Consider the following 11649-nt stretch of genomic DNA (forward strand, 5'->3'; position numbering starts at 1 on the left):
CGAAGCCGGGCGATCCGGCCGGGCCCGAACCCGACGCTGATCCGCGGCGGCCCTTTTTCTACGTCTCGTCGAGTCCCTGGAATCTCTATGGCTTCCTTGCCGAGTTCAAGCGGATCAACAATCTGCCCCGCGGCCCGATGCTGCTGCGCGACTGGGGCATGAACAGCGGAACGCTGGGCGGCTCCAGCCACGGCGCGCACAAGACCCGGTCGATCGCGCACATCCTCGAATTCTACCCCGCACTGCGCTTCGTTCTGATCGGCGACGATACGCAGGGCGACGCCGAAGCCTATTGGCACGTGGCGCGCGACCATCCCGGCCGGATCGCCGCGATATTCCTGCGCATGGCGACCGGCACCGAAATCGCGCCGGAAAAGCAGGCCGCGCTCGACAATCTCCGCGCGGCGGGCATCCCGGTATGGACCGGCCCGGCTTTCGACGCCGGGCACGAGATGCTGGCCCGACTGGGGTTCGATGCGGAAGGGGATACGGCGCGGCTCGTGGAGACGGATCGAGCCGCGGCCGGAGCCTAACAGCCCGTGATCGGCGTGCTGAACAGATAGCGGTCGCCCGGCCCGTAATAGAGATATTCGATCTCGCCGCCGAGATCGATCAGTTCGCGGGTTTCGGGCCGCGCGCAGATGGTCTGCCGGTTCTGGGTCGACGCGAATTGCCGGAATTGCGCGGTCTGCGTGTCGTTCAGGTCCCGCGATATTTCATAGCGATACTGGATACGAACGCCCTGCGCGCGCGCCGCCGTCATCGTCGTCAGTTCGTCGATCACGATCGGTGCGGACGCATTGACCTGCCGCACGGCCTCGACGAGCTGGGCCTCGAGGGCCGGATTGGCCGGGCGGGCGCCGGCGGCAGGCGCAGCCGGCTCGTCCTTGCCGTCAGCCCCCGCCGATCCTGCGCTTGCCGCCGATCCGGCATCTCCGGCAGACTCTGCCGAAGACGGCACCTCCGCCTCGTCCCGATCGAGCAATCGCGGGATCAGCAGGACCGCCAGAAATGCCGAGATCGCCGCCACGGCAATGATGATGATGTTCCTGTTCATCGCAAATGATCCCCCTGCGCCATATTTCATACCGGCCCGGCGCCGCGCAAGCCCACATATCGGCGGTGCCAAAGATTATCTTCGCCATCGTTCAAAACTGTGATCTGGATCGTAACCTCGCACCCGATTATCGCGAATAGACAGCAAGACCTTTCAAACCCGGAGTCGATCATGCGCGCCATGACCATCATTCTCGTTTCCGCCGCGGCGACCCTCGGCATCGCCGCCTGCACTCCCGAAGCGGAGACCGTGCCCGACACCGTCGAACAGACGGCAGGCGAACCGCTCGAGCATTCGGGGCCCGCGGTCGGCGAAACGATTCCCGCCGAATTCCGGGTGCGCGATGCGTCCGGCGCCGAACGGGGTTTCGACGATATCTCGGGCGAGAACGGCCTCGTTCTGGTGTTCAACCGGTCGGCCGACTGGTGCAGCTATTGCCAGGGCCAGATGGTCGGACTGCGCGACATCCAGGACGCTATCGAACAGCGCGGCTTCGTGCTGGCGACGCTCAGCTACGACGCCCCCGCGATCCTCGCCGATTTCGCCGAACGCGAGGATATCGAATATCCGATGCTGTCCGACGAGGGATCGGCGATGATCGACGCCTTCGACCTGCGCGACCCGCAATATGGCGAGGAAAGCTTCGCCAACGGGGTGCCGCGTCCGGCGATCCTCGTCATCGGCCGTGACGGTACCGTGCGTGCGAAGATGGTCGAGACCGATTATCGCGTCCGCCCGGAACCTGCAGACATTGTCGCGGCGGTCGACGCCCTGTAGAGACCGCCATCCTATCCCGACAGCGGGAGACCTGCCGCGCCGGCGTCCGATTGGGGCGAAAGCGTGGCATATCCTGTCGCATTATTCTCAAAATTCAGGCCTATGGGCAGGTCCCGGGTCGTCGAATGCATGGATCTAGCGGAGCTGGCTATGGCCGAGACTTTCGAACCACCGAGACCCTGGGTCATCAATATCGGCAAGAAACTGCGTCCGGCGGTCGATCGTGCGGTCGCCAAACATTCGGACGTATCGAACGATCCGGTGCTCGATCCCGCAGATTTCCCCCACACGCGACTGCTCGAGGACAATTGGGAGACGATTCGCGACGAGGCGCTGGCGATTTCCGCCCGCCCCGACAGCGTACCCGCGCTCGACGAGATATCGCCCGACCATCAGGGGATCGCGCCGGCCGGGATGTGGCGCTCTTTCTTCCTGTACGGCTACGGCTATCCGGCCGAGGAAAATATCGCGCGTTGCCCGAAGACCGCCGAGATCGTCCGCCGGATTCCGGGGCTCAACAGCGCCTTCTTCTCGATCCTGAAGCCCGGCACCCACATTCCCGATCATCGCGGCGTCACCAAGGGGCTGATCACCTGTCATCTCGGCCTGTCGGTTCCGAAGGAAGGCGATTGCCGGATGCGCGTCGACGACCAGATCGTCCGCTGGGAAGAGGGCAAGACGCTCGTCTTCGACGACACCTATCGGCACGAGGTATGGAATGACAGCGACGAGACCCGCGTCGTCCTGCTCGTGCAGACGAAACGGCCGACGCGCTTTCCCGGCAACATGATCGGCGGGCTGTTCCTCTGGGCGGTCAAGCGGACGCCCTTCGTGAAGGAGGCGCGCGCCAACATCGCCAAGTGGGACGAGACTCTCAGCGAGCTGGAGGCGGCGCGCAACGCGGACTAGCCGCGCCGCGCGCTCCACAAGCCGCTAACGGTTGCCTTGGCGCTTCACCGCGCCGCGGTGCTGGCCCACGCCGTTCCGGTTGTAGCGCCGGCGACGACGCTTCTGGCCCTGGCCTTCCGCCCGCTCGCCATCGCGCTGATGGCGTTCCTTCTGGGCGGGGCGACGGCGGTTGCCCTGCTGCGCACCCTTCGCGGCGCCGCGCGACGCGGCCTTGGGGAGCTCGGCCGCCTTCGCGACGAAGTCTTCGGGCAGCGCCTGCTTTTCGAGCTTGATGCCGGTCAGTCGTTCGATCGCCTTCAGATAGCCGCGCTCGTCCTCGTCGTTGACGAAGGAGATGGCGATGCCGCTCGCCCCGGCGCGCGCCGTCCGTCCGATGCGGTGGACATATTGCTCGGGCACGTTGGGCATATCGAAATTGAACACATGGCTGACGGCCGGAATATCGATGCCGCGGGCGGCGATATCGGTCGCGACGAGATATTTGATCTCGCCCGCCCGGAAGGCGCGCAGGGCGGCCTCGCGTTGCGGTTGACTCTTGTTGCCGTGAATCGCGGCGGCGCTGATCTTCGCGCCGGCGAGAAAGCGGACGATGCGGTCCGCGCCGTGCTTGGTGCGCGAGAATATCAGCGCGCGTTCGATCTCCTGATCGCGCAACGTCATCGTGAGAAGCGCCTGCTTCTCCTTCTGGGTAACGAACGTCGCATATTGCTCGACGCGTTCCGCCGTCGTCGCCTGCGGGGCGACCGACACCTTGACCGGCTGGTACAGGAACTGTTCGGCGAGGTTGGCGATGTTCTTCGGCATGGTCGCGGAGAAAAACAGGCTCTGGCGACGCTGCGGCAGGAGCTTCTCGATCCGCTTCAGGTCGTGGATGAAACCGAGATCGAGCATCTGGTCGGCTTCGTCGAGGACGAAGATTTCGACCTCGTCGAGCTTGAGCGCGCGCTGGTCGATCAGGTCGAGCAGCCGGCCCGGCGTCGCGACAAGCACGTCGACGCCGCCTTCGAGCTTGCGCTTCTGCTTGCCGACGGGAACGCCGCCGAACACCGTTTCGATGCGCAGGCGCAGATATTTGGCATAGCCGCGCATATTGTCCGCGATCTGGCTCGCCAGTTCGCGGGTCGGGGAGAGGATCAGCATGCGGCACGTCTTGGGCGACGGCCGGACCTCCTCTTCGGACAGATAGTCGAGCGAGGGCAGCGCGAAGGCCGCTGTCTTGCCCGTGCCGGTCTGCGCGATGCCGCACAGGTCGCGGCCCTCGAGCAAAGGCGGGATCGCCTGCACCTGGATCGGCGTCGGCGTCGTATAGTCCTTCGCGGCAAGCGCGCGCTGAAGGGGTTCGGCCAGGCCGAGTTCGGAAAACTGTGTCAAAATAACATACTCACATAGGGCGAATGCGAGCGCACGCGATCATTCGGGCGCGCAACCGCATATCGCGGGTTGCGAAACGACCCGCGTGAAAAGGGAAGCCTCAGAAAATCAAAGCGCTGGTTACCGGCCGGTTCCGCTGGTTAGCGGACGATCACGCTGCCGATTGTTGAGAGAAGCAGGGTGTCCGCTTCATGCTGCGCTGCAACACATATGGGCGATGTTGCGTCAATACGCAAGCAAATTACACGAATAGCTAAAAAGCGACCCCGATCGAGTCCGAAATGAACCGCATCAACAGGGCGGCCCTTTCGAACTGCGCCGCGACCTCGTCCTCGAGCGTTTTCGACCGGGCGAGCTTTTCGTCGCCCTCATACATCGCGAAGAAGCTCTTGCGCCGGAGATCCTCGATCAGTTCATGTTCGGGATCGAACCCCTTGGGGCCGCGCTTCAGCTGCTCGCCGAGAACATCGATGCCCCCGACCGCTTCGCGCCATCGTTCGGGCTTGTCGACGATCCGCTGCCGTATCGCGCGCAAGGGCTCGGACGGCGGGTGCCAGATCCCGCCGCCGAAAAAGCATTTGCCGGGCTCGAAATGGACGTAGAAGCCCGGCGCGTGCGCGTCCTTGCCCGCGGCATGGCGAAACTGGCAGCCGATATGCGTCTTGTACGGCGTCTTGTCCTTCGAGAAGCGCGTGTCACGATAGATGCGGAACATCGATCCGCCATTGGGACGCGGATCGACGACGATATGCTCGCTGATCGCATGGACCCGCGGCGCCATCGCCTCGATAAAGGCCGAGATCGGCGCGACGACCTCCGCCCTGTACCGGTCCTTGTTGGCATTGAACCAGTCGCGACTGTTGTTGTCCGCGAGCTCCCGCAGGAAATCGAATAGGCTCTTCGGGATCATCTACCGACCATCCTCAGTCCGTACCGCCGCGGCGCGCGTCGATGCTGAGCAGGCCGGCGCCATGCGAATAGAGGATCAGGAAACCGCCGGCGATCGCGAGATTCTTCATCGTCGCGCCCATGTCGCCCGGATGGTAGAGCAGGCCGGTGGCGACGCAGAAAGCCGCCAGCGCGAGCGCGGCATAGCGCGTGAAGAAACCCAGGATGATCGCCAGCCCGGCGACCACCTCGAAGATCGCGACCGGCCAAGCGAGCATTGCCGGAAGACCGCCCGATTCGATAAATTGGCCGAACCCCTCGATCGTCCCGAACTTCATGACGCCGGCGCCGACGAACAGCCCCCCGAGCAACAGCCTTCCCAGTAAAACGATCATCGCGATTCTCCCCTATTGTATGAAATGCCAGACTGCGCTTCCCGACGCGGCGGAGTCAAATAGCCTTGCCATCATCCGGACAAGCAAAGATCGCCGCCATACCTCTTGATAGAGCGTCGCAGGAAGGCCATGTCGGGGTCATGCTTATAGAGACCGAAACCACGCCCAATCCGGCCACCCTCAAATTCCTGCCCGGCCAGCAGGTCATGGCATCGGGAACGCGCGATTTCGCGACGCCGGAAGACGCGGACGCGTCTCCGCTCGCCGAGGCCCTGTTCAATCTCGGCGACGTGACCGGCGTATTCTACGGCTATGATTTCGTGTCGGTGACCGCGGCGCAGGGCGTCGACTGGGCCGGTCTCAAGCCCGACGTGCTGGGCGTGCTGCTCGATCATTTCGCCAGCGGCGCGCCGCTGTTCAAGGCGGGCAGCGCAGCGGAGATCAGCGTGCCGGACGAGGCGCTGGACGACGATCCGGAAGACGCCGAGATCGTCGCCCAGATCCGCGAACTGATCGACACGCGGGTCCGCCCCGCCGTGGCGCGCGACGGCGGCGATATCGTCTATCGCGGTTTCCAGCAGGGCAAGGTTTTCCTGCAGATGCAGGGCGCCTGTTCGGGTTGCCCCTCGTCCACGGCGACGCTCAAACAGGGCATCGAACAGCTGCTCAAACATTATGTGCCGGAAGTGACCGAAGTCCGCGCCGTATAGATCACGCCACATCAGAGGGGACAGAGATGGGAACGCCGCTTTCCGACGACGCGTTGGACACGATCTTCCGGACCGCGCGGACCTATAACGGCTATCACGACAAGCCGGTTGCCGAGGGGCAGATCCGGCTGATCTACGACCTGCTGAAGATGGGGCCGACATCGGCCAACCAGCAGCCCGGACGCTTCGTCTGGTGCATGAGCCAGGAGGCGAAGGACACGCTCGCCGACTGCGCGTCCGAGGGCAACCAAGACAAGATTCGCAAGGCGCCGGCGGCCGTCGTCATCGGCATGGACCCCGATTTTCATGAGGAACTTCCCTGGCTGTTCCCGCACACCGACGCCAAAAGCTGGTTCGAGGGCGATCCCGAGGGCCGCAAGGATCACGCCTTCCGCAACAGCTCGCTCCAGGGTGCCTATTTCATCATCGCCGCACGGGCGATCGGGCTGGACACGGGACCGATGTCCGGCTTCGATCACGACAAGGTCAATGCCGCCTTCTTCGCCGGAACCAGGCACCAGGCCAATTTCATCTCCACGCTCGGCTATGGCGATCCGGACACGATTTTCGACCGTAGCCCCCGGCCGGAGTTCGAGACCTTCAACGCCATTCGCTGACGCGCGGACACGATGATCCTCGCCATCGATACCACCAGCGACGCCTGCTCGGTCGCGCTGCTCGATGGTGACAGGCTGGTTGCCGAGCGACACGAGATCGTCGGCCGCGGCCATGCCGAGAAACTCGTGCCGATGATCGCCGGGCTGCCCGACGGCGGGAAGGCGGACGCGATCCTCGTCGATTGCGGGCCGGGCAGTTTCACCGGGCTGCGGGTTGGACTGGCCACCGCCCGGGCGCTCGGCCTGGGCTGGGACGCGGAGGTTCATGGTTACTCGTCGCTTGCCTTGATGGCGGCAATGGCCTTTTCGGATGCCGATGCACCCGATAGACTGGCCGTGACGATCCTAGGAGGTCATGGTGAGATGTTCGTCCAGCGCTTCGGCAAAACACCGTTCGAAGAGATAGCGCCGATGGCGTCGCTCGTCCCCGATGCCGCCGTCGCGGAGATCGAGGAGGATTGGGTGATCGGCAACGGCGCGGCCGAGATCGTTGCGTTGGCGGGCCGCGGCACGGCCCGGGATCTTGCGCCGCGCGCCGCCGCTACCGCCTTGCTCCCGCCGGCATTCAAGGCACTGCCGCCCACGCCGATCTACGGCCGGGCCCCGGACGCGAAACCGCCCCAATGACCATTATCGCCGCCCGGGATTCTGCGATCGACAGCGAAGGACGCCGAGACCTTGACGATATCATGACCATTATGGAGGATGCCTTCGAACCGCGCTTCGGCGAAGGCTGGTCGCGGTCCCAGTGCAGCGGCATATTGGGCGATGCCCACAGTTGGGTCACGATTTCGCGGGAGAATGACGAGCCCGCCGGTTTCGCGCTTTCGCGCATGATCGTGGACGAGGCCGAGCTGCTGCTGATCGCGGTCAGGCCGGCCTTCCGGGGGAAAGGCATCGGGCGGGAGCTGTTGCAGCGAGTATGCGGCACGGCCGCCGACCGCGGCGCCAAGCGCCTCCACCTGGAAGTTCGCGAGGGAAACGCCGCCGCGAATCTCTATCACGCCATGGGATTCGAGAAAATCGGCCGCCGCCGAAACTATTACAGTGGCGGAAACGGTGAACGGTTCGACGCAATTACATTGGCACTTCAAATAGATCGCGATAGTCCGTAACTTTCGTTACCAAACTAGTTGATTTCTCCATTATGAACCCACATCTACGCGGAGGGCCGCTTCGCGCACATTTGCACAAAATCACGAAATGGGATCGCACAAGATGACGGATACAGTCGACATGACGGAAACCTTGATAACGCTGACTGCCGATATCGTATCGGCGCATGTGAGCAACAACAGCGTCGCAGTGTCCGACCTGCCGCTGCTTATACAGAACGTCCATAGCGCGCTCAGCGAACTCGACGAAGCGAACGCGCCCGAGGAAAAGCCGGAACCCGCTGTTTCGATCCGGTCGTCGATCAAGCCCGACTATATCGTTTGCCTGGAAGACGGGAAGAAGCTCAAGATGCTCAAACGGCATCTGATGACGCATTACGGCATGACCCCGGACGAGTATCGTCAGAAATGGGGTCTCCCGGCCGACTATCCGATGGTGTCGCCCAATTATGCCGAACAGCGCCGCAAGCTGGCGAAGAAGATCGGCCTCGGCCGCAAGCCCGGCAGCCGCGCCAAGGGCAAATAGCGCGCCATATCGGTTCGCCCGAGACGAAGGCGACGGGATAATCCGTCGCCTTTCTCTTTTCAGCCGCCCGGATATTCTCTAGGCTCGAAGCCATGAACCGCAAGATCGATATCGAAGCCCTGTGCGCTGAAAAGGGCCTGCGCATCACCGAACAGCGCCGCGTGATCGCGCGCGTGCTATCGGAAGCCGACGACCATCCGGACGTCGAAGCGCTGCATGAACGCGCATCCGCCGTCGACAGCGGCATCTCGATCGCCACCGTGTACCGGACCGTGCGGCTGTTCGAGGAAGCGGGCATTCTCGAACGGCACGATTTCGGCGACGGACGCGCCCGGTACGAGGCGGCCGCAGACGATCATCACGATCACCTGATCGACGTCGAGACCGGCAAGGTCATCGAATTCGTCGACGACGAACTGGAGGAACTCCAGCGGCGGATCGCCGAAAAACTCGGCTACCGGCTCGTCGATCACCGCATGGAGCTGTACGGCGTTTCGCGCGACCGCGACGGATAGGGCGGCCGGTTGATCCGCTTCCTGTTCCGCCTGTCATGGCTCGCAGGCTTGGTCCTGCTCTGCGTACCGCTTCACCTGTTATGGCGATTGTTCCGGATGGACTCCCCGTGGCCGCAGCGATTTCTCGGCTGGAGCGCGCGCGCATGCGGAATGCGCGCGACGATCGTCGGCGAACGGGCGCCCGGGACAATCCTGTTTGCCTCCAATCACCAGAGCTGGATGGACATATTGCTGATCGGCGGCGCGACCGGCGCGTCCTTCGTATCCAAGGAAACCGTTCGCAACTGGCCGATCGCCGGATGGCTCGCGACGATGGTCGGCACCATCTACATTTCCAACAGCGATCGCCAGGCGGCCGGCGCGCAGGCCGAACGGATCCGCCGGGCACTGCATGACGGCACGTCCGTCGCCTTCTTCCCGGAAGGCAGGCTCAACAACGGCAGACTCCTGCCGTTCCGCCCGGCATTGTTCGGTGCCGTCATTCCGCCCGTCGACCATATTTCGGTGCAACCGATCGCCCTAGACTACGGCCCGCACAGTCAGGAGCTGATCTGGCCGAGCGGAACGCATGCGGCGACCAACGCACGGAGCATATTCGCCCGCCGCGGGGCCGAGGACGTCACGATCCACCTGCTGGACCCCATAGCGATCGACGAAAACTCGCACCGGAAGGACGTCGCGGAGCAGTGCGAAACGGCCATCGCCGGAGCGCTCGAGCGAACGGTGGACTACGAACCGGCGTGAGTACGGCAGCACCGGACAGTTATCCGCCAATCGGTTTTTTCGGACCGGTCCGGTTCGCCCTCCGGTTCGTGGCAATGGCCACCCTGCTGCTGCTCTGCCTGCCCCCGCATTACCTCTACAGACTGTTCGGCCATCCCTCGCCCTGGCCGTCGCGTTTCCTGTACGGGATCGCGTGGATCTGCAACGTCCGCATCGCGATCGAGGGCGTACGGCTCAAGGAAGACGTGTTCTACGTGGCGAACCATCTGAGCTGGCTCGATATCCCGATCGTCGGCGGCGTCACCCGCACCGCGTTCGTCGCGCAGGACGGGATCGCGCGCTGGCCGGTCATCGGCTGGCTCGCGGCGATGAACAACACCGTCTTCGTCTCGCGGACAAACCGGCTGAGCGTCGGAAGTCAGGTCGATACGTTGCGCGAGGCGCTCCGCGACCATCAACCGGTGACGATCTTCCCGGAGGGCACGACGACCGACGGCACGAGCCTGTTGCCGTTCAAGGCACCGCTTTTCGCCGTTCTGGCGCCGCCGCCGCGCGGCATCCGCGTCCAGCCCTTGCTGCTCGACTTTTACGGGCTGGGACCGGAAACGGCGTGGGTCGGGGAGGAGTCGGCGCCGCACAACGCCTGGCGAATCATGTGCCGCCGCGACGTGATCCCGGTGCGGCTCGTCTTTCTCGAACCGTTCGATCCCACCAAGTGCAACGACCGCAAGGAGATCGCGGCGACGGCGCGCGAACAGATTCGCCATGCGCTCTCCGCTTCTCTTGGCGGCACGGCTGTCCTATAGGCGCGCCCCATGAGTCGAAACGACCCGAAAAGCTATTTCGTCAAAAGCTTCGGCTGCCAGATGAACGTCTATGACGGCGAGCGCATGGCCGAACTGCTGGACGCCAAGGGGCTTGCGCCCGCGGACGACGCGGACGCGGCCGACCTCGTTATACTCAACACCTGCCATATCCGCGAGAAAGCGGCCGAGAAGGTCTACTCGGACATCGGCCGGATGCGGCGCGCGGACGGTACGACGCCGATGATCGCCATTGCGGGCTGCGTCGCCCAGGCCGAGGGCGCGGAAATTCCCCGCCGCGCGAAGGAAGTCGATATCGTCGTCGGGCCGCAGGCCTATCACAATCTGCCGGAGCTGGTGGAAAAGGCGGCGCGCGGCGAGATTGCGCTCGATACCGACATGCCCGCCGCCTCCAAGTTCGGCGCGCTGCCGAAACGCGCCAAACAGGCGCCGAGCGCTTTCCTCACCGTGCAGGAAGGCTGCGACAAATTCTGCACCTATTGCGTCGTACCCTATACGCGCGGCGCGGAGATATCGCGGCCGTGGAAGGCGATCATCGACGAGGCGAAGGCGCTGATCGATGCCGGCGCGAAGGAAATCACGCTGCTCGGCCAGAATGTGAATGCGTGGCGAGCCGAGGACGACAAGGGCCGGGCCCAGGGACTCGATGGCCTGATCCGCGCGCTTGACGGGATCGCGGGTCTCGACCGCATCCGCTACACGACCAGCCATCCCAACGACATGACCGAAGGCCTGATCGCGGCGCATGGAGAAATCGAAACGCTGATGCCCTATCTGCATCTTCCGGTGCAGTCGGGCTCGGACCCGATCCTCAAGGCCATGAACCGCAGCCACAGCGCGGACAGCTATCTGGCGATCATCGAGCGGGTCCGCGCCGCCCGGCCCGACATAGCGATATCGGGCGATTTCATCGTCGGCTTCCCGGGCGAAAGCGATGCGGATTTCGAGGCGACGCTCGATATCGTCCGCGCGACCGATTATGCGCAGGCCTTCTCGTTCAAGTACAGCGCCCGGCCGGGCACGCCGGCGGCGGAAATGACCGACGACTTCGTGGCGCCGGAACTGGCGGACGAACGGCTGCAGCGTCTCCAGGCCCTGCTCAACGAGCAGCAGTACGCGTTCAACCGGCAGACCGTCGGCCGGCGCACGACCCTGCTGCTCGAACGGGACGGCCGCAAACCCGGCCAGCGCATCGGCAAATCGCCCTGGCTGCAATCGGTCC

The 11649-nt window shown here is 64.2% G+C and carries 16 protein-coding genes; 12 read left to right on the top strand and 4 right to left on the bottom strand.

The window, feature by feature from the left end; all coding sequences use genetic code 11:
- Positions 1-533 (top strand): phosphatase domain-containing protein (locus ACTS1X_RS05915; protein WP_442613461.1); only part of this gene is annotated, 533 nt, incomplete at its 5' end.
- Here ACTS1X_RS05915 and ACTS1X_RS05920 read toward each other — a convergent pair.
- Positions 530-1057: a hypothetical protein gene (locus ACTS1X_RS05920; RefSeq protein ID WP_442613462.1), complete on the bottom strand. Its 528-nt coding sequence runs from the start codon at positions 1055-1057 to the stop codon at positions 530-532. The genes ACTS1X_RS05915 and ACTS1X_RS05920 overlap by 4 nt on opposite strands.
- 180 nt (positions 1058-1237) lie before the next feature.
- On the opposite strand from ACTS1X_RS05920, the gene ACTS1X_RS05925 reads away from it, so the two are divergent.
- On the top strand, positions 1238-1834 hold the full coding sequence (locus ACTS1X_RS05925; RefSeq protein WP_442613463.1) for a peroxiredoxin family protein: 597 nt from the start codon (positions 1238-1240) through the stop codon (positions 1832-1834).
- A 150-nt stretch (positions 1835-1984) separates the two neighbouring features.
- Positions 1985-2743: an aspartyl/asparaginyl beta-hydroxylase domain-containing protein gene (locus tag ACTS1X_RS05930; RefSeq protein ID WP_442613464.1), complete on the top strand. Its 759-nt coding sequence runs from the start codon at positions 1985-1987 to the stop codon at positions 2741-2743.
- A 24-nt stretch (positions 2744-2767) separates the two neighbouring features.
- On the opposite strand, the gene ACTS1X_RS05935 is transcribed toward ACTS1X_RS05930, so the two are convergent.
- From ACTS1X_RS05935 to ACTS1X_RS05945, 3 genes are all read right to left on the bottom strand, one after another.
- Positions 2768-4114, bottom strand: coding sequence for a DEAD/DEAH box helicase (locus ACTS1X_RS05935; protein ID WP_442613465.1), 1347 nt, complete (start codon positions 4112-4114; stop codon positions 2768-2770).
- Positions 4115-4367: 253 nt separating this feature from the next.
- The gene (locus ACTS1X_RS05940) at positions 4368-5024 is read right to left on the bottom strand and encodes a DUF2461 domain-containing protein (protein WP_442613466.1); all 657 of its coding nucleotides are present in this window, start codon (positions 5022-5024) and stop codon (positions 4368-4370) included.
- 13 nt (positions 5025-5037) lie between these two features.
- On the bottom strand, positions 5038-5397 hold the full coding sequence (locus ACTS1X_RS05945) for a DoxX family protein (protein ID WP_442613467.1): 360 nt from the start codon (positions 5395-5397) through the stop codon (positions 5038-5040).
- Positions 5398-5537: 140 nt separating this feature from the next.
- Here ACTS1X_RS05945 and ACTS1X_RS05950 point away from each other — a divergent pair, with 140 nt between their 5' ends.
- The 9 genes from ACTS1X_RS05950 to miaB all read left to right on the top strand — a co-directional run.
- Positions 5538-6107 (top strand): NifU family protein, encoded by a 570-nt coding sequence (locus tag ACTS1X_RS05950; RefSeq protein WP_442613468.1) that lies wholly within the window; start codon positions 5538-5540, stop codon positions 6105-6107.
- 26 nt (positions 6108-6133) lie between these two features.
- A complete protein-coding gene (locus ACTS1X_RS05955) occupies positions 6134-6724 on the top strand; it encodes a malonic semialdehyde reductase (RefSeq protein ID WP_442613469.1) in 591 nt (196 codons plus the stop codon).
- Positions 6725-6736: 12 nt separating this feature from the next.
- Positions 6737-7351, top strand: a complete 615-nt coding sequence (gene tsaB, locus ACTS1X_RS05960) for a tRNA (adenosine(37)-N6)-threonylcarbamoyltransferase complex dimerization subunit type 1 TsaB (protein WP_442613470.1) — start codon at positions 6737-6739, stop codon at positions 7349-7351.
- Entirely contained in the window at positions 7348-7839 is a 492-nt protein-coding gene (gene rimI, locus ACTS1X_RS05965) for a ribosomal protein S18-alanine N-acetyltransferase (protein WP_442613471.1), read from the top strand. Before tsaB ends, rimI begins: the two co-directional genes overlap by 4 nt.
- 103 nt (positions 7840-7942) lie before the next feature.
- Positions 7943-8365 (top strand): MucR family transcriptional regulator, encoded by a 423-nt coding sequence (locus tag ACTS1X_RS05970; RefSeq protein WP_442613472.1) that lies wholly within the window; start codon positions 7943-7945, stop codon positions 8363-8365.
- Positions 8366-8457: 92 nt separating this feature from the next.
- Positions 8458-8880, top strand: a complete 423-nt coding sequence (locus tag ACTS1X_RS05975; protein WP_442613473.1) for a Fur family transcriptional regulator — start codon at positions 8458-8460, stop codon at positions 8878-8880.
- Between the two features lie 150 nt (positions 8881-9030).
- Positions 9031-9624, top strand: a complete 594-nt coding sequence (locus ACTS1X_RS05980) for a lysophospholipid acyltransferase family protein (RefSeq protein ID WP_442613474.1) — start codon at positions 9031-9033, stop codon at positions 9622-9624.
- Between the two features lie 74 nt (positions 9625-9698).
- Positions 9699-10409 (top strand): lysophospholipid acyltransferase family protein, encoded by a 711-nt coding sequence (locus tag ACTS1X_RS05985; RefSeq protein ID WP_442613476.1) that lies wholly within the window; start codon positions 9699-9701, stop codon positions 10407-10409.
- A gap of 9 nt (positions 10410-10418) precedes the next feature.
- Positions 10419-11649: tRNA (N6-isopentenyl adenosine(37)-C2)-methylthiotransferase MiaB (gene miaB, locus ACTS1X_RS05990; RefSeq protein WP_442613475.1), on the top strand; the 1231-nt coding region annotated here is incomplete at its 3' end.

Origin of the sequence: Parasphingopyxis sp. (assembly GCF_052168275.1) — a bacterium.
GTDB lineage: Bacteria > Pseudomonadota > Alphaproteobacteria > Sphingomonadales > Sphingomonadaceae > Parasphingopyxis.